At 68.1% G+C, this 20984-nt stretch carries 20 protein-coding genes; 15 read left to right on the top strand and 5 right to left on the bottom strand.

The window, feature by feature from the left end:
• Positions 1-270 precede the first annotated feature (270 nt).
• On the bottom strand, positions 271-1188 hold the full coding sequence (locus DDE18_RS18525) for a slipin family protein (protein ID WP_116573755.1): 918 nt from the start codon (positions 1186-1188) through the stop codon (positions 271-273).
• Between the two features lie 1116 nt (positions 1189-2304).
• Entirely contained in the window at positions 2305-2979 is a 675-nt protein-coding gene (locus DDE18_RS18520) for a helix-turn-helix transcriptional regulator (protein WP_116573754.1), read from the bottom strand.
• A gap of 90 nt (positions 2980-3069) precedes the next feature.
• Between DDE18_RS18520 and DDE18_RS18515 the strand changes: the two genes are divergently transcribed.
• The 9 genes from DDE18_RS18515 to ygiD all read left to right on the top strand — a co-directional run bounded on the left by DDE18_RS18515 (position 3070) and on the right by ygiD (position 11729).
• Positions 3070-3492, top strand: coding sequence for a hypothetical protein (locus tag DDE18_RS18515; RefSeq protein ID WP_116573753.1), 423 nt, complete (start codon positions 3070-3072; stop codon positions 3490-3492).
• Positions 3489-4088, top strand: a complete 600-nt coding sequence (gene folE, locus DDE18_RS18510; RefSeq protein ID WP_116573752.1) for a GTP cyclohydrolase I FolE — start codon at positions 3489-3491, stop codon at positions 4086-4088. The genes DDE18_RS18515 and folE overlap by 4 nt, the downstream gene beginning before the upstream one ends.
• Position 4089: 1 nt before the next feature.
• On the top strand, positions 4090-5313 hold the full coding sequence (locus DDE18_RS18505) for an NAD(P)/FAD-dependent oxidoreductase (RefSeq protein ID WP_116573751.1): 1224 nt from the start codon (positions 4090-4092) through the stop codon (positions 5311-5313).
• Positions 5314-5485: 172 nt separating this feature from the next.
• The gene (locus tag DDE18_RS18500) at positions 5486-5743 is read left to right on the top strand and encodes a hypothetical protein (RefSeq protein ID WP_211754632.1); all 258 of its coding nucleotides are present in this window, start codon (positions 5486-5488) and stop codon (positions 5741-5743) included.
• Positions 5744-5748: 5 nt separating this feature from the next.
• Positions 5749-7275, top strand: a complete 1527-nt coding sequence (locus tag DDE18_RS18495; RefSeq protein ID WP_245916854.1) for an FAD-dependent oxidoreductase — start codon at positions 5749-5751, stop codon at positions 7273-7275.
• Positions 7272-8375: a transaldolase gene (gene tal, locus DDE18_RS18490; protein WP_245916852.1), complete on the top strand. Its 1104-nt coding sequence runs from the start codon at positions 7272-7274 to the stop codon at positions 8373-8375. Before DDE18_RS18495 ends, tal begins: the two co-directional genes overlap by 4 nt.
• Before the next feature lie 22 nt (positions 8376-8397).
• Positions 8398-8853 carry a hypothetical protein gene (locus tag DDE18_RS18485; RefSeq protein WP_245916850.1) on the top strand — a complete coding sequence of 152 codons (456 nt, stop codon included), beginning with the start codon at positions 8398-8400 and terminating at the stop codon, positions 8851-8853.
• 11 nt (positions 8854-8864) lie between these two features.
• Positions 8865-10703: a glycoside hydrolase family 15 protein gene (locus DDE18_RS18480; protein ID WP_116573748.1), complete on the top strand. Its 1839-nt coding sequence runs from the start codon at positions 8865-8867 to the stop codon at positions 10701-10703.
• 168 nt (positions 10704-10871) lie between these two features.
• Positions 10872-11729, top strand: coding sequence for a 4,5-DOPA-extradiol-dioxygenase (ygiD, locus tag DDE18_RS18475; RefSeq protein ID WP_245916848.1), 858 nt, complete (start codon positions 10872-10874; stop codon positions 11727-11729).
• Positions 11730-11851: 122 nt separating this feature from the next.
• Here ygiD and DDE18_RS18470 read toward each other — a convergent pair whose 3' ends face one another.
• Positions 11852-12463, bottom strand: a complete 612-nt coding sequence (locus DDE18_RS18470; protein WP_116573747.1) for a TetR/AcrR family transcriptional regulator — start codon at positions 12461-12463, stop codon at positions 11852-11854.
• Positions 12464-12539: 76 nt separating this feature from the next.
• Here DDE18_RS18470 and DDE18_RS18465 point away from each other — a divergent pair, with 76 nt between their 5' ends.
• Together DDE18_RS18465 and DDE18_RS18460 are read left to right on the top strand one after the other, a co-directional pair.
• On the top strand, positions 12540-12761 hold the full coding sequence (locus tag DDE18_RS18465) for a hypothetical protein (RefSeq protein WP_116573746.1): 222 nt from the start codon (positions 12540-12542) through the stop codon (positions 12759-12761).
• Entirely contained in the window at positions 12748-14622 is a 1875-nt protein-coding gene (locus DDE18_RS18460; RefSeq protein WP_211754626.1) for an FAD-dependent oxidoreductase, read from the top strand. The genes DDE18_RS18465 and DDE18_RS18460 overlap by 14 nt, the downstream gene beginning before the upstream one ends.
• Positions 14623-14839: 217 nt before the next feature.
• Here DDE18_RS18460 and DDE18_RS18455 read toward each other — a convergent pair whose 3' ends face one another.
• On the bottom strand, positions 14840-15331 hold the full coding sequence (locus tag DDE18_RS18455) for a MarR family winged helix-turn-helix transcriptional regulator (protein ID WP_116573745.1): 492 nt from the start codon (positions 15329-15331) through the stop codon (positions 14840-14842).
• 89 nt (positions 15332-15420) lie between these two features.
• Between DDE18_RS18455 and DDE18_RS18450 the strand changes: the two genes are divergently transcribed.
• The 4 genes from DDE18_RS18450 (at position 15421) to DDE18_RS23090 (ending at position 18275) form a co-directional block, all read left to right on the top strand.
• A complete protein-coding gene (locus tag DDE18_RS18450; RefSeq protein WP_116573744.1) occupies positions 15421-15996 on the top strand; it encodes an NADPH-dependent F420 reductase in 576 nt (191 codons plus the stop codon).
• A gap of 28 nt (positions 15997-16024) precedes the next feature.
• Entirely contained in the window at positions 16025-16534 is a 510-nt protein-coding gene (locus tag DDE18_RS18445; RefSeq protein WP_116573743.1) for a VOC family protein, read from the top strand.
• Positions 16531-17685 (top strand): luciferase domain-containing protein, encoded by a 1155-nt coding sequence (locus DDE18_RS18440; protein WP_116573742.1) that lies wholly within the window; start codon positions 16531-16533, stop codon positions 17683-17685. The genes DDE18_RS18445 and DDE18_RS18440 overlap by 4 nt, the downstream gene beginning before the upstream one ends.
• 422 nt (positions 17686-18107) lie before the next feature.
• Positions 18108-18275: a hypothetical protein gene (locus DDE18_RS23090; protein ID WP_165821230.1), complete on the top strand. Its 168-nt coding sequence runs from the start codon at positions 18108-18110 to the stop codon at positions 18273-18275.
• 574 nt (positions 18276-18849) lie between these two features.
• Here the strand turns inward: DDE18_RS23090 and DDE18_RS18430 are convergent.
• The gene (locus DDE18_RS18430; protein ID WP_165821229.1) at positions 18850-20898 is read right to left on the bottom strand and encodes a galactocerebrosidase; all 2049 of its coding nucleotides are present in this window, start codon (positions 20896-20898) and stop codon (positions 18850-18852) included.
• Positions 20899-20984 lie beyond the last annotated feature (86 nt).

Genomic DNA, 20984 nt, shown 5'->3' with positions numbered 1-20984 from the left:
GCGACCGGGACGCCGCCAGCGTCGTTGCTTGCACCCTCGGCAGCCAGGCTCAGCCAGTCTGCGTCGGTGCCCGGGGTGTTCCCCCGCCCGGCGCTCCGGTCACGGTTGCTGGCTCCGGTGTTGCTCATCCCATCGCCTCGCTCAGCTTTAGGGCTACCAGTAGACGACAGGCTGCCGGGCCCCGGCAAACACCCCGGCATCCGGCGTTTGAGGGTCCAAGGTGAGGAGCACAGTGGACGGTCGACCTTTCAGGGCCCCCGGACCACCCTGTCAGCCACACTGGCCGGGCTGGACCCCGTGAGCAGCGGCCCTCACGTCGGAATACACGGGCACGCGTGGAGGAGCGTGTTCCGGGGTGACTGTGGAGTGGTCGAGGATCCCCGCTGGGGTGGCCTCGGCGGCGCTGCTGCGGGCCGCCGCAGGCGGCTGCTCAGATGGGGTTACCCGCTCGAGGAAGCGGAGCAGTTCGACGGGGAACGGCAGGACGAGGGTGGAGTTCTTCTCGGCAGCCACCTCGACCACGGTCTGGAGAAGCCGTAGCTGCAGTGCGGCTGGATGCTCGGTCATGACCTCGGCCGCCTGCGCGAGCTGTTCAGAGGCCTGCAGCTCGCCGTCGGCGGTGATGACTCTGGCTCGGCGCTCGCGTTCGGCCTCGGCCTGCCGCGACATGGAGCGCTTCATCGACTCTGGCAGCGCGACGTCCTTGACCTCCACACGCTCGATGTGGACGCCCCACCCGGCAGCGGGACTGTCGATCATCAGCTCCATGCCCTGGTTGAGCTTCTCCCGGTCACATAACAGGTCGTCCAGATCGCTCTTGCCGATGATCGACCGGAGTGAGGTCTGGGCGACTTGCCCGATGGCCGACAGGTAGTCCTGCACATCCACTCCAGCGCGAATGGGGTCCATCACGCGGAAATAAACCACGGCATCGACTCGAACCGTGACGTTGTCGCGAGTGATTCCGTCTTGCGCCGGGACCGGCATCGTCACGATCTGCATGTTGACCTTCTGAAGGCGGTCGACGAGCGGGACGATGAGGAGAAGACCTGGCGGCACGGGATTGCGAAGCACTCGTCCGAAGCGATAGATCACTCCGCGTTCGTACTGCTTGACCACGCGAGTGCTCGCGGCGGCAACGGCCAGCAGCCCCGCAAGAACCACGAGAGTGACAAGTAGGAAATTCATTGCGGTCTCCGTTTCGATGGCCCAATGCGTCCCGGAACAGGACATGGGGCGGTCCGTCTTCGCCGTCGGGTCGTCCCGGATGCGCGCCCCGGGGGCTAACCGCCTATGGGCAACTGTGCGGACGGGCCGGACGCATTGGGAGAGCCGAGACCGGCGACTCTCGGACGAGGTAGGTTGCCGGGACCCGGCAACCAGACAAGCCGGTGAGATCGCCCTGGGTCAGCGGCGCAGCAGCCCCGCGATTACTGCCGCCTGAATCTCCTCGACGTCTCGCGTCGCCGTCAACAGTGTCAGCCGACCCCGGGCCGCCATGGCTCTGAGATGTCGTAGCGCTGAGGCGCGTGGGAGCCTCGAGCTCCTCGAGCGACACCGCACCACATCGATGACAGCGCTTCAGGATGTTCTCCGAATGACCGCAACGACTGCTGACGGCGAGAGTCCCGAACGGCGCCTTCCCTTGAATCGCCTGGGATCACGAGATGGCGGTTGTTCGGCAAGGACGGCCCGCAGTTGACGGCCGGACAGAGGCGGTGACTGCCACGAGTTCCTGCGCCACCGTGGACGTATGGGGCACTTCGCAGCCGGCACAGAGCGATGAGCGCGGCACTGATGGGGACTGGCCCGGCTGCCTGTTCCCCTGACGCGGAGCCACGGAGCTCGGCCAGCGCCGCGGATCTGGCACCGATCGCACGGGCGCATACGCACACGTCGGAGGGACAGACCGCCGCGAAGGCCAGAGACACCGCCGCGCTGAACAAGTCCGTAGCCGCCTGGTGCCGCAACGCCAGGGACATCACCGACTTCCTGGCCACGGCGGCCCCGGCATGGGCGAAGGTCGAGATGCGACAGATGATGAAGGGCCACATCGACCAGACGCTCGCGTACGCCACAGCGCACCTCCAGGGCAGGTACGCCAACTCCATCCAGGCCAGCGGAGTAGCGGAGGCCCACATGCTGGAGCTAGTCGACATCCTCAGCAGCGGGCTGGTCGCTCAGTTCACCGACAAGGCCAGAAGTAGCCAGGAGGAGACGCACTGCCTTGTCTGGGGCCGTCGGCGTGCTCGGGCTCGCCGACGGTCCCCGCTGAATCGGCAGGACGACCCGCCAGACCACCCCTCATGGCCGGGCTCGATGAGGCACGAGCACCACGCAGCAGTTGCCGGGACTCGGTTGCAGCTCGGCGGTGTATGTCGTGCTCGCGATGCCGTCGATGAGCCCGTCGACGAGGTGCTGGTTCATGCCGCAGACGAGCTGGGTGTGCCGCTGGGCCAGCTCGTGGAAGGGGCAGTTGCCCAACCTGATCGTCCCTGCGTCTGTTCGCGGCTCGAATCCGTGCTCCTCCAGGACTTCCACCAGGTCGTCGCCGCTACGTGCCTCACCAATCCGGCGGCCCAGTTCGCGCGCCTTACTGCCGAGGGCATCACGCACCGGCACTCCGGTCGCCTCGGCCTCTTCGACGGCTGCCGCGAGCAGCTCGCCGGCGAGGTCGTAGCGCCGCTGAGGAAGCGACACATCGAACTGGCGCCCGGAGCGGAGGTAGAGCTTGGACGGACGTCCCGCGCCGGGACCGGTACGACCCGTGAGTCGCTGGTGCACGACGTCGAGCAAGCCTTCCTCGGCCAGCCGATCTAGGTGGAACGCCGCGGTCGGCCGGGGGATGCCCACTGCAGCCGATGCCTCGTCACGACCGACGGGTTCCCGGGCCTGGACGACGTAGTCATAGAGCCGACGGCGCGTTGGCTCGTCCAGCGCAGCGAGGCTGGTGATCGGGTCAGCCGTTCGGTCGTTCATGCACCCAATCTAAAGCAAAGACTGATTGACACTAGTGATCGCGCGTTCTAATATGAAGGAATCATAATTTTAGAAGGGAAGGTTTCTGCCATGGCTACTGCCCCCGCCGACTTCGGGTCATCCACCAGGTCCCGCGTCCCTAAGGTCTCCGACCCGAGCTATCAGGCCTTCTTCATGCTGCGCACCGTGTTCTCGATCGCCCCGATCGTGTTCGGCCTGGACAAGTTCACCAACCTGCTCGTCGAGTGGGACATCTACTTGGCCCCCTGGATCAACGACATCGTCCCCGGTACCGCCACCGAGGCCATGTACGCGGTCGGGGTCGTCGAGATCCTCGCCGGCATCGTGGTCGCGCTGATTCCCCGCTTCGGAGGCTGGCTGGTCGCCGCCTGGCTCGGCGGCATCATCCTCAACCTGCTCACCCTGTCGGGCTACTACGACATCGCCCTGCGCGACTTCGGCCTCCTGGTGGGCGCCGTGGCGCTGGCCCGTCTCGCCAGGGCACACACATGAGCACCCCGAAGGTCGCGAAGCTGCGCGTCGTCCACAACCGCACCCACGTCGACCAGCATGCCGCCGGACGCGCCGTCACCGACCTCCTGCGGGCACTCGGCAAGGACCCGGACAACCCTCACCTGGCCGACACCCCGCGACGCGTGGCCACGGCGTTCACCGAGATGCTGACCCCCCGCGAGTTCGACCTCACCACATTCCCCAACGACGAGAGGTACGACGAGCTCGTCCTCGCCCGCGACATCCCCCTGCACTCGCTGTGTGAGCACCACCTCCTGCCCTTCCACGGAGTCGCCCACGTCGCATACCTGCCGGCCGAGCGCATCCTCGGGTTGTCCAAGTTGGCCCGGGTGGTCGAGCTGTTCGCACGCGACCTGCAAGTCCAAGAGCGCCTGACCCAGCAGGTCGCTGACTGGCTGCAGCACCACCTCGAACCCAAGGGCGTCGGCGTCATCATCGAGGCCGAACACATGTGCATGTCACTGCGCGGCGTCCAAGCCAACGGCGCTCGCACCTTGACCTCGGCGGTGCACGGTGCGCTGCGCGAGGACCCCCGTTCCCGACAAGAGTTCTTCAGCCTGGCAAGGGGACGATGACATGGGCGACGAGACGTTGGTGATCGTCGGGGGCGGACTCGCGGCCGCCCGCGCGATCGAGGCGATCCGCGACGGCGGACACACCGGCCCGGTGGTCCTGGTCAGTGACGAACCGCACCTCCCCTATGACCGACCACCCCTGTCGAAGGCAATCTTGGGCGGGGGCGAGCCTGAGGAAGCCGCCTTCCTCCATCCCCCGGACTGGTACGCCGAACGGCACGTCGACGTGCGCCTCGGCACTAGGGCGACGCACCTCGACGCGTCGGGGCACACGGTGACCCTCGCCGACGACACGCAGATCACCTGGGACCGGTTGCTTCTCGCGACGGGATCGTCGGCACGGCGCCTCGAGGTGCCCGGTGCCGAGCTGGCCAATGTCCTGTACCTGCGCACCCTCGACCAGGCCACAACACTGCGCGCCCGCCTGAAGGCGGGTGGTTCCGTGGTCATCGTCGGCGCCGGCTGGATCGGCCTGGAGGTCAGCGCGGCCGCTGGTGGTCACGGCTGCGAGGTCACCGTGATCGAACCCCAACACACACCGCTCCAGGCAGTCGTCGGCGAACAGGTCGGCCGCTACTTCACCGACCTCCATGAGGCACACGGCGTCAGCTTCCGGTTCGGAGGCGGCGTACGCGCCATCACCAGAGACCGCGCCGTCACCGGGGTCCTCACCACCGCAGGCGAGTGGATCCCTGCGGACACCGTCGTCGTCGGCGTCGGCGCCACACCGAACACCGCACTGGCCGAGCAAGCAGGACTCGATGTCGACAACGGCGTCCTGTGCGATGCGGCGTTGCGCACCTCTGCACCCGACATCTTCGCCGCTGGCGACGTCGCCAACTGGTTCAACCCGATCCTGGCGCAGCGGATGCGCGTGGAGCACTGGGCCAACGCCCACGACGGCGGGTTCGCCGCCGGCCGGTCGATGCTGGGCGAGCAGGTGAGCCAGGACGCGGTGCCCTACTTCTTCTCCGACCAGTACGACGTCGGCCTGGAGTACGCCGGCCACGTGCCGCATGACACGTCTGCCGAGGTGATTCTACGAGGAGACCCGGCCACCAACGCGTTCCTGGCCTTCTGGGTTGCCGACGGTCGGGTGCTCGCCGGCATGCATGTGAACACCTGGGACTCCATGGACGACATCCAGAGCCTGATCCGCAGTCGTTCCCCGGTGGACCCGCACCACCTTCAGGACCCGGCCCACCCACTGATGACCCCGGCATAGCCGCCATGACCCGCGCGTTCGTGGTCTCCGGTGGGGGCAGCCTGGGAGCGGTCCAGGTCGGGATGCTCCAGGCTCTGTGTGCCCGAGGCATCGAGCCGGCCGGATGGTCGGCAACGTCCGGGTCCTCCGATGCGTCTGCTTGCGACACTGCGGGCGCGGCGAGGAGCGCTGAGTGAGCGGCGAGGAGAACTCGGCGGCCGAACTCGTCGAAGCGCTGCGCCGCTGGCAGGAGGCCGGCGGGACATGGCGAGTCTGGGAGAGCAATGCCGCCTGGGCGAGCGTGGCACTGCTGCGCTGCGACGGGGGCGAAGAGGTCGACAGGCTCGGCTCCAGCGACCCGGCGTGGCTCGAATTCGTCGCGACCGCTTGCATCGGCGAAGGCTCGGCAGAGAGTCAGGCGAGCCGCCTGGCAACCGAAGAGAGAGGCTGAAGGCAATGGAGCGGCGAAGCGTCTGGCTGGCAACTGCGGACCTACCCCGGTACAACCCGCTACTCACAGATCTGCACGTGGACGTGGCCGTCGTGGGGGGCGGGCTCGTCGGACTCACGACCGCCTTGCTGGCACAACGAGACGGCGCACGGGTCGCAGTCCTGGAGGGCGCGCGCATCGGCGGAGGAACCACCGGGCACACGACCGGGAAGGTCACCTCGCAACACTCGGTGATCTACGCCGACCTTGTCCGGCGCCACGGCGAGGCCAACGCCCGACGCTACGCCGAGGCGAACCAGGCAGGCGTGGAGAAGGTGGCCAGCCTGGCCGATGAGCTCGGCATCGACTGCGAACTGACCCGCGCCGTGGCACTCGCCTACACCACCGATCCCAGGGAGCGCGCGCGGATCGAGGGCGAGGTGGAAGCGGCGAAGCTCCTTGGACTGCCAGCGAGTCTCACGTTCGAGGTCGACCTCCCGTTCGAAGTGGAAGCCGCGGTGCGGTTCGACAACCAGTTCCACTTTCATCCCAGCAAGTACCTCGGCGGACTCGCTCAAGCCCTGATCGCCGGGGGCGGGCCCATCTACGAGACCACCCGCGTGACCGGCATCGAGGAGCAACGCGACCGCAGCGTCCACCTCGCTACGCCCCATGGCAATGTCCATGCCGATCAGGTCGTGGTCGCATCCTTGATTCCGCCCGGCCTGGTCGGAGGGTACTTCGCCAAGACCCGCCCCAACCGTTCCTACGGACTCGCGCTGCGGCTAAGTGGCGAAGCCCCGCGAAGCATGTCGATCTCGGTTGATACTCCCACCCGCTCGACGCGGCCCTGGCAAGAAGACGGGCTGATCGTCGTCGGCAACGGCCACGAGGTGGGGGACGGCGAGGACACCGAGTCGAAGTACCTCGACCTGGAGGACTGGGCGCGCTCGACCTTCGCCGTGAAGTCACTCGACTATCGCTGGTCGGCACAGGACTACTCGACTCCCGACCAGATTCCCTACGTCGGCCGCTCCCCACTGAGCCCTATGGTGCTGGTCGCCACCGGTTTCCAGAAGTGGGGACTCAGCAACGGGACCGCGGCCGCGATGCTGCTCGCGGATCTGCTGGCGGCTCGGGAGAACGACTGGCTGTCCGTCTTCGACGCCTCGAGGATCGGCGATGCCAGGGCTGTGGGCCGGTTGATCAAGGACAACCTGAAGGTCGGAACCGAACTCTTCGGTGGCCGCCTCAACCGTCCCGAGCCCGTTCCCATCGAGGATCTCGAGTTGGACCAGGGCGGCATCGTCGAGCTCGAGCGGGAGACCGTTGGGGGCAACCGCGACGCGGACGGCGTGCTGCACGCAGTCGAGCTCACCTGCAGCCACCTGGGATGCCCACTGCACTGGAACAACGCCGAGCACAGCTGGGACTGCCGCTGCCACGGATCGCGCTTCGACGTCGACGGCGCCGTACTCAATGGACCTGCCACCCAAGCCCTGAACAGGCTGCCGGTGGGCCTGCCAGCAACCTCAGGACAGGACACGCTGTGACTCGGCTCGAGCAGCTCTTCGACGAACATGGCCAGAGCCCCTGGCTCGACAACCTGACCCGCCCCGGGCTGCGTGACGGCAGCTTGTCTCATCTGGCTGCGGCCGGGGTGCGCGGGGTGACGGCGAATCCCACCATCGTGGCCAAGGCCATCATGGCCTCTGATGCCTACGACGCGCAGTTCGAGACTCTGGTGTCCTCTGGTCACAGCGTCGAAGCTGCGTACTGGCATCTCATCGTCGCCGACGTCGTCGACGCACTAGGCATCTTTCGGCCGATTTTCGAGAGGGACGGCGGCGACGGGTTCGTCTCGATCGAGGTGTCGCCCAGGTGCGCCCACGACACCGAAGCGAGCGTGACGGCGGCGCGGGCCCTGCACGAGGGCATAGGCCAGCCGAATCTGCTCGTCAAGGTCCCAGCCACCTCCCAGGGCGTGCCCGCCATTGAGACCTTGATCGGGGAAGGCCACAGCACCAATGTGACCTTGATCTTCTCTCTCCCCCGCTACCGCCAGGTCCTGGAGGCCTATCTCTCGGGCCTGGAGGCCTTCGCCGAACGCGGCGGCGATCTCGCCTCGGTGCACAGTGTGGCGTCCTTCTTCGTGAGCCGAGTCGACAGCGAGGTCGACTCACGCCTTGAGTCGCTCGGGACGGACTCGGCGCTCGAGCTACGCGGTCAGGCCGCGGTGGCCCAGGCAAGACTTGCCTACCAGATGTTCCGCGACGCCCACTCCGGCCCGCGATGGACCCGGCTGGCCGAGCGAGGCGCTCGTGTGCAACGACCACTATGGGCGTCCACCTCGACCAAGAACGCTGAGTACCCCGACACGCTCTACGTCGACAGCCTCATAGGACCCGACACCGTCAACACCATGCCCGAAAGCACCATCGAGGCGTTCGAAGACCACGGCACGATTGCGCGCACCATCGACACCGGCACCGCAGCGGCAGCGAGCGTCATGAAGGCACTGGGAACAGTCGGCATCGACATGGAGGACGTGAGCCACACCCTGGAAAGACAGGGCATCGCGACGTTCGAGGCGTCCTTCGCCGAGGTGCTCCACGCCCTTGACGCCAAGGCTCACGCACTCTCGGGCGCATGAGATGGACTGGGCAGGGTGGGCCGTGTTCGGGTTTCTCGCCACGACCGCCTTGACAGCCCTGATGATCGGCGCTCAGCTTGGCGGTCTCAGCCGGCTCGACCTGCCTCTGATCCTGGGCACGCTGCTCACTCCGGATCCCGACCGAGCACGGGCCGCGGGCTTCTTCGTCCACCTGGCTGTGGGCCAAGGCTTCGCCCTGGGTTATGCCGGCTGTTTCGTGCTCCTGGGCCAGGCAACGTGGTGGCTCGGCGGGACGCTCGGGTTGCTCCATGGTCTCGTGGCCGTGACGGTGATCATCCCGATGCTCGCCGGCGTGCACCCGCGGATGGCCTCGACCCGGAGCGGACTCCGTTCCACCGCGGTGCTCGAGCCACCCGGACCCTTCGGACTCAACTACGGCGCCCAGACGCCCTTGGTGACGATCGCCGCCCATATCGCCTTCGGGATCGCCCTGGGCCTGCTCCTCGAGGCGCACTGAGGCGGCGAACGATGCCCTCCCCAGCCCCGATCGAGGACTACGGACTGCTCGGCGACACCCGGACCGCAGCACTGGTCTCCTCCGACGGTTCCGTGGACTGGATGTGTATCCCACGCTTCGACGGCCCGCCTGTCTTCGGTCGACTCGTCGGCGGCCGCGCTGCGGGCAGCTTTCGTCTCGGCCCCGCCGTCCCTGCCGATGTCGTGAGCCGCCACTACCGCCGTGACACCGCCACCTTGGAAACGACATGGAAGACCGACGCAGGCAGGCTCACACTCACCGAAGGCATGGTGACCGAGGTCCGCGGTCAGTTGATGCCGGCCACGATGCTGGTGCGACGACTGAGCGCTCCGGACGGCCCCGTGGACGCCACCGTGATGTTCGATCCCCGCCTCGGGGACCGACACCGGCGACCCCGGATCCAGCACCGAGGCGATGTGCTGGTGTGCAGCTGGCCCACCCTTGCCATCGCCCTGCAGACCACCCCGGTCACCTCCATCGAACCCGGGGTTCCCATGCGCATCACCACCACTCCGGACCGCCCCTTCCTCAGCGCCATGTCGGTCGCCGACCGGGAACCACTGGTGTACGTCGACCCGGACGCGGCCCGGCGCGCCCTCAACCGCGATGAGCTGCGCTGGCAGGCCTGGTGTCGCGACATCGCACCGGGCTTGCCCCATCGCGGGGCAGTTGTTCGTAGCCTGCTCACCCTCCGGTTGCTGACCTATTCACCATCCGGGGCCCCCGTGGCCGCCCCGACAACCTCACTCCCCGAGGAGCCCTGCGGCGTACGCAACTGGGACTACCGATACGCCTGGCCGCGCGACGCCAGCATCGGCATCGGCGCCTTCCTGGGAGTCGGCAAACAAGATGAGGCGCGGGCATTCATGGCGTGGCTGCTCAGCGCCACACGCCTCGATCGTCCACGGCTGCCCGTGCTCTTCACGCTCCATGGCAAGCACCCGCCCCCCGAGCGGGAGCTGAAGGACTGGCCGGGCTACGCCGGGAGCGCCCCCGTACGCCGGGGCAACGCGGCCTCCGGACAGCATCAGCTCGACGGATACGGCTGGGTCCTCGACGCCGCCTGGCTTCTCACTCGAGCCGGACACCATCTGTACTCCGAGACCTGGCGCACCATGTCCGGATTCGCCGACAGGGTCGCGGAGAGCTGGCGCGAGCCCGATGCCGGAATCTGGGAGGTGCGCGCCGACGCCGCCCACCACGTCCACTCAAAACTGATGGCCTGGCTCGCGTTGGACCGGGCGTTGCGCATCGCTCCACATCACCACACCCGCGCCTCCCGCACGCGGCGATGGGACGCCGAGCGGGCCGCCCTCCACGAGGAGATCACCAGGTGTGGCTTCAGTACTGAGAGACGCATGTACACACGCAGCTACGGCTCCCCCGACACCGATGCCGCACTCCTGGTCCTGCCGCAGCTGGACTTCGAACCATCCGACTCCCCACGCGTCCGCCACACAATCGACGCCATCGTCCGCAACCTGGACGCCGGCAGGCCCCTGCTCTACCGCTACCCACCGGGGACCGACGGGCTTCCCGGCAATGAAGGTGCGTTCCTGCCCTGTTCCTTCTGGCTCGTGCAAGCCCTCGCGCGAACCGGCCGATTGGTCGAAGCGACGGGCCTGTTCGAGGAGATCCTGGCCCTGGCCAGCCCGCTCGGGTTGTTCGCAGAAGAAATGGACCCCAGCACCCACCACCATCTCGGCAACTACCCTCAGGCGCTCACGCACGCAGCCGTTGTCCAGGCAGCGCTCGCGATTCGCGATGCTACGGACGGCCTGCCAGGGACCAGCCTCGATTGCACGACCAAGTTCGGATGGGCTCAATAGCTCGAGTGACCGTTTACCTGAGTCGACCCGATCTTGGGCGGGCGCGGCTCGGGGCCGTCGACACCTCGCCGGCCGCGACTACGCTCGCGCCCTCACGTTGTCCCGGACTCGACCTTTGCTTGACGTATCGTCGCTCGTGGAGGGTTTCGACCCGATCGGGAGGTGGCCGTGACCGAAAACAGGATGCCAGCTGCGTTCCTTGGTCATGGCAACCCGATGAACGCCCTGACCCGCAACCGCTACACGGAGGCGTGGCGGACCTTCGGAGAGTCGGTTCCGCGGCCCCGCGCCATCTTGGTGGTCTCGGCGCACTGGTATACGAATGCGACCGCCGTCACAGCGATGCCGCGGCCGCGCACGATCCACGACTTCTACGGCTTCCCGCAGGAGCTGTTCGACATCCAGTACTCCGCGCCCGGCTCGCCGGAGCTCGCCGAGCAAGTGGCAGACGTCTGCAAGCCCACCTGGGTGGGACAGGACATCGACAGTTGGGGCATCGACCACGGCACCTGGTCGGTGCTGCTGCACGCTTTCCCCGACGCGCAAATTCCGGTTGTCCAGCTCTCGCTCAACGCGTTCAAGGACTTCGAACACCATCTGGAGCTGGGACGCAAGCTTGCACCCCTACGAGACGAGGGCATCCTGATCGTCGGCAGCGGAAACGTCGTGCACAACCTTCGTGCGGTCGACTACCGGCAACCCGACAGTGGCTACGACTGGGCCCTCCGGTTCGATGACGTCGCGCGAGAGACCCTGGAGAGCTCGCCCCACGAGGTAGCAACGCTCGACGGCCATCCGGACTTTGCGAGAGCCGTGCCGACCCCCGACCACTACCTCCCCTTGCTGTACATCGCCGGCCTTGCCGACGGCGAACCCCTTGACCAACTTGTCGAGGGCCACGCGGCTGGCTCGATCTCCATGGCGGCCTACACGTTGGGCCTGAGGTGCGACACGACCGGCATCGATCAGTCAGGGTCGGCCGCCGATTTCCCCGAGGGCATGCAGGCGATCGACAGCAACATCTGAGCGACTGGCGACCCGTCCGGCAGACCTCGGGCCGTGGGAAGTCGAGGCGGCAGCAGCCTCTCCAACGGGAGGTTCTCGAGTCCCTGCGGGATTGGAACGCACCTGAGCGGGACGGGATCGCGTCAGCGATCGCTGACACCCCCGCCGCTCATGGCCACCCACATGAGGTCCACACACCTCTCGCTGAATCCCTTGTCGACCCGGCCGCGACGAACCAGTTCTCCCAGGTAGGCGCCGATCAGCAGGCTGACCACCGTGTCCGGGTCCAGGTCGCGTCGTAGCTCGCCTGCGGCCATGTCGGCGCGAATCAGGTCAACCAGGGCTCCGGTGTAGGGAGTCAGCACGCTGCGGAACAGCTTGGTGAACCCCGGCTGGGTGTTCCCCACGATCGCGGACACACCACCGCGGCCGAGCACCTCGGCCATCTGGTGCCAGGTCTGGTCCAGCGCCCACCGGATCTTCTCCCGTGGCGTGTTCCCCAACGGTTCCTCGGGCGCGCTGATCGCGACCTCGAGCGCCGCGCGGAGCACGGCCTCACGATCGGCGTACCGACGGTAGATCGTCGTCTTGGCCACCCCGGACTCGGCCGCCACCGCTTCAACCGTGACGGCAGCTGGACCCCCGGTGCGGAGCAGGCGAAGGGCCGCCTCGTGGATCCTCCGGTCGGTCTCCGCCCGACGCGGCCGTCCGGGACCGCGACCGGTGGAGTCGCCGAGGGATTGACCAGTTCGCATGGGAGCACCTCTCGCTGGGAATACCTTCCGCTACACGTAGCGTTACGTTATTAACACCGGACAGAAAGGTCAACCCATGACACCCACCGAGCACGTCGTCGGGTTCGTCGCGATGGCCCTGGCCATCCTCACGATTCTGGTCGTCGGCACCCTTCTTGCGGCCGACATCATCCACATCGGGCACCGGGCCGCCGGATCGCGGCTAGGAGCCGATGCCGAGAACGACTCCCCGTCCACCGCGCAGAACACGGAACTCGCCACCAGCACTTCAGGAGGAAACAGCAATGCCCACCGCTAACCAAGAACGCAACGCGGACATCATGGCCATCGGTTCGACTCAGCGCCGTGGCTCAATCGGGAACGTCTCCCACGAGGGCATCCCGGACGAGGTGGACGTGGCCATCGTCGGATCCGGCGGGGCAGGCCTGATGGCGGCACTCACCGCCGCCAAGGAGGGCGCACGAGTCCTCGTCGTGGAATCCCGCGAGATCGTCGGCGGCGCCACCGGGATCTCAGCGGGTGCCGCCTGGATCCCCAACCACGGCTTCTCGACCAAGGACCTAGGCGTGAAGGACGACCTGGACCAGGCTCGGCGCTACATCTACGGCGAAGGACGCGACCAGATCCTCGACCACGACCTGGTGGAGAAGTTCCTCGACACCGGACCTCACGTCGCCAGGTTCATCGAAGAGCACACCTCCTTCGGGTGGATCCCGACGATCTGGCCGGACTACCGCTCCGACATCGACGGCGCGTCCGTCGGTCGGGCCCTGTTCCCGGGTCCGTACTCCCCCAAGGGACTCGGAGATGCCGCGAAGTTCGTCCGGCCCGCCCTGACGACGGGCATGGCCAAGAACCCACTCCCCTTCTGGTTGCTGGGTGGAATCGGCATCGACGACGTCTGGCTCGCCGGCCCGGCCCTGGTCGGAGCCCTGCTCGAAGCTGGCCTGCGCAACGGCGTCGACGTACGTGTCGAGACCCCCGCAACCCGACTCCTCATCGACGAGTCGGGAGTGCGCGGCATCGTCGTACAGGCTGATGGCGTCGAGCACACAGTGCGCGCCACGAAGGGTGTCCTGCTCGCCAGCGGCGGGTTCGAGAGCTCGGCCGAGGTCACCACGACCTACCTCGGCGCGCCCTTCGGCGCACAGGTCTCTCCCGAAGGCCATGACGGCATCGCCGTGCAACTGGCCGACGAGGTCGGCGCTGACCTGACCGGCATGGAGGACGCCTGGTGGATGCCCGGGGTCCAGTTGCCCGGCGAAGAGCTGGAGGGCCGCCCGCTCAGTCGCGTCTTCCTGGGCGAGCGAGCACTGCCGCACAGCATCATGGTGAACAGCCAGGGTGAGCGCTTCGCGAACGAAGCGCTCGCCTACGACCAGTTCGGCAAGATCATGCGCGAGGTCGACCCGGAGACCGGCACCATGCCGAACGCCACCGCGTGGCTGGTCTTCGACCACCACTACTGGACGAAGTTCGGGATCTTCGGCACCCCACCCGGCGGGCCGGTGCCCGACTATCTCCACCGCGCGGACACGCTGTCAGAGCTGGCAGCCGAGATCGGCGTCGACGAGGCCGGGCTGCTCCGCACCGTCGACCGGTTCAACCCCGAGGCCGCACGCGCACGCGACCCACAGTTCCACCGCGGCGACACGATGTTCGACCGCTACTTCGGCGCCTTCTATCCACGGCTGGGCAAGTACTCACCCGACGCCCGCTTCCCGGCCGCCACCGCCAAGGCCCGGATGCGTATCGCCGCCGCCATCGGTCCACTCGTGAGCAAGCTCGCGGGGCGGGTTGCGAAGAGAAATGACCCCGACCGCGTGCGTTCCATCGTGGTCGGTCCCCTGGCCAAGATCATCCGACCCATGCTGAGGAGCCCGAGGTCGAGCGTGCTGGCGCCGATCACCACCGCGCCGTACTACGCACTCAAGGTCGAAGCCAGCGCGCTCGGCACCGTGGGTGGCCCGAGAACCGACGCCCTCGGACGCGCACTGGACACCGAGGGCAACGTCATTCCCGGCCTGTACGCCGCCGGCAACGCAGGTGGCGCCCCCACGAAGGGGTTCTACGGAGGCGCCGGAGGCACGATCTCGCTCGGACTGGTCTTCGGCTACCTGGCGGGACTGGCAGCAGCCCGGCGCCAGGACCGGGATTGAGCTTCTCGGCGGTGACCCTCGACCGTTGAGCGGCGGTCGACGGGTCACCACGTCCCAGGACCGACCCCGCGTCGATCCCGTGGCCGCCGGCGAGCGCGAGCACACCCACCGACGCCAGCGGTGCGCCAGTTCGTCAACCAGCTCACTTTGCTCGACATCCTCGGCGACATGGGTGCGGGGCTCGGCCGGCCGACCAGCTGACCGGCCGCGGCGGCGCCTACCTGGCTTCGCGGCGGTAGAGGGCTGTCATCCGCCCGCCGGGGTCCAGGCGCTCGAGCAGGGCGTCGCCGATCTCGACCAGCTGATGCACCTGCTGGCTGGTGAGCGGGTCCAGCACGTGCTCCCGGACGTTGGCGACATGTGCCGGCGCCGCGCTCTCGACGAGCGACCACCCCTCTGCAGTGAGTCGGGCGTTAGTGGCGCGCGCATCCTCCGGACACGGATAGCGCTCCACCAGCCCACGCTCCTCCAGCCGTCGTACGACGTGGGAGAGCCTGGCGAGCGTCGCGTTGGTCCGCTGGGCGAGCGAGGTCATCCGCAGGGTCCGCTCCGGTGCCTCCGAGAGCATCGCGAGCACGAAGTACTCGTAGTGGCTCAACCCGGCGTCGCGTCGCAGCTGCGAGTCCAGCACGCCGGGCAGGAGCTCCGTGATCGCGACCAGCCGCAGCCAGGCGGCCATCTCATCTGCGTCGAGCCAGGAGGCATCCATGGCCTCATCCTACGCCAATAGTTGACGCTACAACTATTCTGGGCTAGTCTTTAGTTGAAGCAACAACCAAACATTACAAGGAGCTCGACATGGCACACCTCAGCATCATCGGCACCGGCAACATGGGACAGGCGATCGCCGCCGTGGCAGGGCGCGGCGGGCACACCGTCCAGCTCCTCGGCGCGGCCGACGCCGCGACCGCGGCCACCGGCGACATCGTCGTCCTCGCCGTGCCCTACCCCGCCGTCGGGACCGTCCTCGCCGAGCGCGGCGCGAGCCTGGCCGGCAAGATCGTCGTCGACATCACCAACCCGGTGAACTTCGAGACCTTCGACTCCCTCACCGTGCCGGCCGACAGCTCGGCAACCGCGGAGATCGCCGCGGCACTCCCGGACTCCCGCGTCCTGAAGGGGTTCAACACGACCTTCGCCGCGACGCTCGCCTCCGGCCAGGTCGGTGACCTCCCCACCACCGTGCTCATCGCCGGCGACGACGCCGATGCCAAGGCCACCCTCGCCGACGTGGTGACCTCCGGCGGCCTGAAGGCCATCGACGCGGGCGACCTCAGGCGGGCCAGCGAGCTCGAGGCGCTCGGCTTCCTCCAGATCACCCTCGCCGCCGCCGAGAAGGTCGCCTGGACCGGCGGCTTCGGCGTCATCGCCTGACCACCAACACCCAGGAGAGCAAACCCCCATGACCATCAACGCCGTCCGCCTCAACCACGCCGTCCTGTTCGTGGCGGACCTGGAGCGCAGCATCGCGCTCTACCAGAAGGCCTTCGGCATGACGGTCATGGCGCGGGAGCCGCGCGCCAACGCCGCATTCCTGCGGCTCCCCCGCTCGGGCAACCACCACGACCTCGGCCTGTTCGGTGTCGGCCCCCAGCCGCCCCGACCGCGGGGCTCGCTCGGGCTCTACCACCTGGCCTGGCAGGTCGACACCATCGACGAGCTCGAGCAGGCACGGATCACGCTGGCCGAGCTCGGCGCCTTCACCGGGGAGTCCAGCCACGGCGCCACGAAGAGCATCTACGGCGCCGACCCGGACGGCAACGAGTTCGAGGTGATGTGGATGCTGCCCCGCGCGAGCTGGGGCGAGTTCGAGAACGCCGCGCCGGTGAGCCGACTCGACCTGGCTGCCGACGTGACCCGGTGGTCCGGCGTCCGGACCGCCGCCGACCTCAACCAGGACGCCGCCCCATGAGCACCACCTTCGCCCCACCAGTCGTCGCGACCTACGGCAGCACCGACCCGACCGCGCCGCTCGTCGTCCTGCTGCACGGACGCGGCTCGCACGAGCAGGAGATCATCTCCCTCGCACCCCACCTGCCGGCCGCCCCGGCGTACGCCGCCGTCCGGGCGCCCATCGCAGAGGGCGGCGGCTTCGCCTGGTTCGCCAACCGCGGCGTCGGCCGCCCCCTCACTGAGTCCCTCGCCGCGACGATGGCCTGGTTCCGCACCTGGCTGGACGAAGTCGCCCCCACGGGGCGTCCGGTGCTGCTTGTCGGGTTCAGCGGCGGCGCCGCCTTCGCCGGCGGCCTCGTCCTGGCCGACCCGAGTCGCTACGCCGGTGCCGCGATCCTCTACGGCACCCTCCCCTTTGACGCCGGCGTCCCGGTCGAGACCGGCCGACTTGCCCACCTGCCTGTCCTGGTTGCCCAGGGCGACGCCGACCACGTGATTCCGCGGGAGCTGCTCGACCGCACCTGGCGCTACCTGCTCGACGAGTCGGGCGCACCGACCATCGCCCACCGCGACCCCGGCGGCCACCAGATCACCGCCGCGACGGCCCACCGGCTGAGCCAGTGGATCGCCACCCGAATCCACCACCTCTCCGCATCCGGCCCCGCCCCCGTCGAGGCGCCAGCCGACGCGACGTGGCCGACCCTGCCCGGCGGCCGCCTGCACGAGCGTGCCGGGACGCGACCCGACGTCACCTGGACGATCCCTCAACAGCAGCAATCCCAGAACGCGCCCGCCGCGCTGCAGGAAGAGCTGTTGGCCCGGATCAGCGCACTGCCCGGCACCCGGGTCGGCCCGTCGCACATCTCGGTCCCCGGCGCCCGTGGACTCACCCTCGAGGACCCCGCCGGCCCCACACAGGCCTTCCTCGTGCCTGAGGCGTCGGAGTTCGCGCACCTGCACCCCTCCTACGACGGCTCGCTCCATCTCGCGCTGCCGCCAGCCCAGGCTGCCGACCTCGTCGCTAAGGCCTGGGGCGCCCCGCACCCATGGGCCGGCACGCGACTGACCCCCGGCTTCGTCATGGTCTTCGGCCCGCGCGACGCCCGGGAGCTCGAGACCGTCGCCGGCATCGTCGCAGCCAGCCACACCTACGCCTCCACCGCCGACTGACCGGCTGCGTGGCCCAGGACGGCCAAGGCTGTGGCGGCCACTACCCGGGGAGGTTGTCCTGACAGCGGACAGTGCCGGTCGAATGCCTCCCCACACTCCCCACGAACGTCCGACCCACCGATGACGGTTGGGACGTGGTGGTTGCCGCGGCGCCCGGGCACGTAGCCACCGTGCCCAGTCACGTGCTGGATCGCCCCACCCCCGAGCAGCTCGGGCAGTTCCACGAAGTCGGCGATGCACTGTTGACCCGGCTAGACGGGGACGGACGGATGACCGCGCTCACCAGCTGACGCGGGAGCCGCCCTTCCTCCTGACGCCCGGCGCCCCGCAGGAATTAAAACGCTACGTGCAGCGTTGTGATTAATGCGGCTGCCTTCCTGCCCGGCTCGTGGCAGCGGCCCAACCCCGAGAGGACTCCCACCATGACCGAGACCCTGGTCGCCGCACTCGGCGCCATCCTGATCCTCGCCGGACTGCTCACGCTGGTCCGGTTCGTCCGACGCGACACCTTCGCCGGCCCCTCACTCCGGCATCAGCCGCACGACGAGCTGGGCTACCGCTACTCACCCTTGATCGGCAAGCCCTCCTGAGCACCTTCTTCGCCTTGTACCCCCGACCGGATTCGAACCGGCGCTACCGCCTTGAGGGGCCGAAACCTGTGCTGTGCACTCATGCAGGTCAGAGGCGGCATGGACGCCTGCGCATCCGGGACTTTGGCACAGATAGGGCACGTGCACATGGGGGCGCCCCTCGAACCAGCATGGCAATAGACCTGTCGGCGGCGGCCCTTGGGCCTCGAGCACGTCGCGGCGACACGTGGTGAGCTGGTGGACACTTTGACGCTTTCAGCCGATGGCGAGCCGCTCACCTCGATTCTTCTATCCCGTCCGGGACCGCCGCGACCACGAGGACGTCGCAACGTAAGGCGTTCGGATGCCCGATCCCCACGGTCATCGGGCCTGCGTGCAAGGTTCGGATCACCCCGCACGGTCAGTTGGTTCGTCGATCACCTGTGAATCCCTCGGTTGTATTCGACCGATACCCCTGCGATGCGGTCCCGGGTGATGTTGAGTCGGTTGCTGACCGGCCGTGAAGCACGAGGCGCCCGCCCGGGGCAATCCGGACGGGCGCCTCGCCCCGGTGACGGCCGAGTCGGCCGGGCGGTCAGTGCGGCTCGACCGTGAAGTTGTCGAACTGGACGTTGGCGTAGCTGTCTACCGCCATCCCGACCTGACCGTTCACGATCGAAGTGTCGGTCACCGAGGCCACGGTCTCGCCATCGACCGTGGCCGTGATCTGGCTGCCCTGGACGTCGAGGGCGAGCCGATGCCAACGGTCGATGCCGAATCCGTCCGCGAGCGTCCCTGACGCGAGGACGACCGTCGGGTTCTGGGCGGGGGGTCGCTGTTGCGTCGGTCGGCGCTCCAGGCGCCAGCGACCGCTGTCGTCGATCCAGAACCAGTAGCCATTCCAGATGTTCAGGCTGGGCCGCCAGGTGGAGTTGTACTCGTTCGTGATGCGGGCCGCGACGGCGACCGAGGCCTGGTCCTCCAGGAGCACGTCGGTGGCCATGCGGTAGTCGTCCCAGGAGATGTCGCCGTAGAGCGTGATCGGGTACGGCGTGCGCATCCAGGCGATGGGCGTCTTCGTGATGACCTGGCGCAGGCATTTGCCGCCGCGGTCCTGGCACTGGGCGGTCTCGAACGCGCCTTCCATGTCCGACATGTACGTCGGGGACTTGCCGAACGGGTACCCCTCGAACTTGTCGCCGTCGTACTCCAACGGCTGCGACGCGGGGGACGTCGCGCGGCCCTTCGTGGCGTCGGTGAGGGTGCTGAAGGTGTAGACGCGGTTGGGCTGCAGCGTCACCTCGAACGCCCCGTCGACGAGCGCGGGGCCGGCCTGCTCGGCGAACCAGTCGGCGTCGGAGCCACCCTCCAGCACGGTGCTGCGAACGCTGAGAGGAGTGCCCGCGAGGCCCTCCCCCACCTCGAAGCGGACGGTCTGCGGCTCGGTGGCCGCCGTTGTCTCTGCCACGACACTCCAGTCGCGGCCCTCGTCGTCGGCCCCGGTCTCGGGCTCCACGAGGGTCACCGCCGTGCCGCCGTAGCCCTTGGGCCCGTTGCCGGCAGTCAGGTAGACGGAACCGGAGTCGACGTAGGACCATCCGGGGTCGGCGAACTGCGCCGTCTGCGCGACGGTCCACAACGAGGTGCCGACGTCGTAGTGGCCGGACCACGGCTCGTTCGCCTTCATCAGCCCGGAGTTCTGGTACTGGACGGTCGGGTACCACGAGAACGTCAGCGGCCAGTTGATGAAGGCGGTCATCCGGGAGTCCACGTACTGGTGGTTGATCTCCGAACCCAACCGCTTGGCGCCGGTGAGGTAGTGGTTCCAACCGGACTCGCTCGCCCAGATGCGCTTGCCGGTGGCAACGGCGTCGGCATTCGGAGTGCACCGGTCGACGCTGCAGGGGTAGTGGACACCGATGACGTCGACCACCTCGGCGTACTCCGGACTCTCCTTGAGGTAGTTGACGTTGCGCTGCGTGCCGGCCTCGTCGGCAGCCACCAGCTGGACGTCCTCGTAGCCGTTCTCGTCCAGGGCACGTCGGAAGTCGATGAACCACTCCAGGCTCGGCTCCCGCTCGTTACGACCGCCCATGTAGTCGATCTCGAGGTGGTGCTTCTCGGCGCAGTCGAGCCATTCGATGAAGTAGTCGATGGAGTCCTTCGACCAGTAGCCACCCTCGAACCAGCCGGGCGCACCCCAGGCCAGGCCGTAGAGGGTGATGTCGGGGTGGCGCTTCTTGGCCTCCTTCATCAGCCACCACTCGTAACCCCGGTTGCAGTCGACCTCGTCGGGAGTGCGCATGTGGCTGGGTTCGGCGCCGTTGCTGGAGTGGGTGTCGCCGCCGATCTCGACCTTGAGGATGTCGAGCGAGGCGCCGTACTGGGGCTTGAAGAGGTAGTCCAGGATCTCGTTGCGCTCCGCGGCGGGGTAGTCAACGAGCAGGCGGGAGGTGCCGCCGCCGCCGCTGATGGCGCCCATGCCCTCGTAGACGCGTCCTCCGGAGTCGAGGTCGAGAGGGATGGTCTGGACGGGGTCGGCGCCCGCGGCGTCATCCGGCTCTGCCGAGCCTGAAGCTGCGGGCAGGAGCGCTCCGCCGACCAGGGCTAAGAGGAGCACCGGGATTGCACGGCGCAAGGACATTCTGGACATGACGTGCCTTTCCGAGATTCTGAGTAGGGGCAATGAACTCGAGCTGGAGCAGATTCGCCCGGGGTGCAGGCATGACG

It is taken from the genome of Nocardioides gansuensis (assembly GCF_003076135.1).
GTDB lineage: Bacteria > Actinomycetota > Actinomycetes > Propionibacteriales > Nocardioidaceae > Nocardioides > Nocardioides gansuensis.
The sequence above is the reverse complement of the archived record's forward strand: the minus strand, read 5'-3'. Positions and strand labels throughout refer to the sequence as shown.

What these genes read in the sequence shown, in the direction of transcription:
- DDE18_RS18440 (WP_116573742.1), top strand. Translation starts at nt 16,531, where the DNA reads ATGAGCACCACCTTCGCCCCACCAGTCGTCGCGACCTACGGCAGCACC.
- DDE18_RS18515 (WP_116573753.1), top strand. Translation starts at nt 3,070, where the DNA reads ATGGCTACTGCCCCCGCCGACTTCGGGTCATCCACCAGGTCCCGCGTC.
- DDE18_RS18495 (WP_245916854.1), top strand. Translation starts at nt 5,749, where the DNA reads ATGGAGCGGCGAAGCGTCTGGCTGGCAACTGCGGACCTACCCCGGTAC.
- DDE18_RS18430 (WP_165821229.1), bottom strand. Translation starts at nt 20,898, where the DNA reads ATGTCCTTGCGCCGTGCAATCCCGGTGCTCCTCTTAGCCCTGGTCGGC.
- DDE18_RS18520 (WP_116573754.1), bottom strand. Translation starts at nt 2,979, where the DNA reads ATGAACGACCGAACGGCTGACCCGATCACCAGCCTCGCTGCGCTGGAC.
- DDE18_RS23090 (WP_165821230.1), top strand. Translation starts at nt 18,108, where the DNA reads ATGACCGAGACCCTGGTCGCCGCACTCGGCGCCATCCTGATCCTCGCC.
- DDE18_RS18505 (WP_116573751.1), top strand. Translation starts at nt 4,090, where the DNA reads ATGGGCGACGAGACGTTGGTGATCGTCGGGGGCGGACTCGCGGCCGCC.
- DDE18_RS18450 (WP_116573744.1), top strand. Translation starts at nt 15,421, where the DNA reads ATGGCACACCTCAGCATCATCGGCACCGGCAACATGGGACAGGCGATC.
- DDE18_RS18525 (WP_116573755.1), bottom strand. Translation starts at nt 1,188, where the DNA reads ATGAATTTCCTACTTGTCACTCTCGTGGTTCTTGCGGGGCTGCTGGCC.
- DDE18_RS18470 (WP_116573747.1), bottom strand. Translation starts at nt 12,463, where the DNA reads ATGCGAACTGGTCAATCCCTCGGCGACTCCACCGGTCGCGGTCCCGGA.
- DDE18_RS18445 (WP_116573743.1), top strand. Translation starts at nt 16,025, where the DNA reads ATGACCATCAACGCCGTCCGCCTCAACCACGCCGTCCTGTTCGTGGCG.
- DDE18_RS18465 (WP_116573746.1), top strand. Translation starts at nt 12,540, where the DNA reads ATGACACCCACCGAGCACGTCGTCGGGTTCGTCGCGATGGCCCTGGCC.
- DDE18_RS18455 (WP_116573745.1), bottom strand. Translation starts at nt 15,331, where the DNA reads ATGGATGCCTCCTGGCTCGACGCAGATGAGATGGCCGCCTGGCTGCGG.
- DDE18_RS18480 (WP_116573748.1), top strand. Translation starts at nt 8,865, where the DNA reads ATGCCCTCCCCAGCCCCGATCGAGGACTACGGACTGCTCGGCGACACC.
- DDE18_RS18460 (WP_211754626.1), top strand. Translation starts at nt 12,748, where the DNA reads ATGCCCACCGCTAACCAAGAACGCAACGCGGACATCATGGCCATCGGT.
- folE (WP_116573752.1), top strand. Translation starts at nt 3,489, where the DNA reads ATGAGCACCCCGAAGGTCGCGAAGCTGCGCGTCGTCCACAACCGCACC.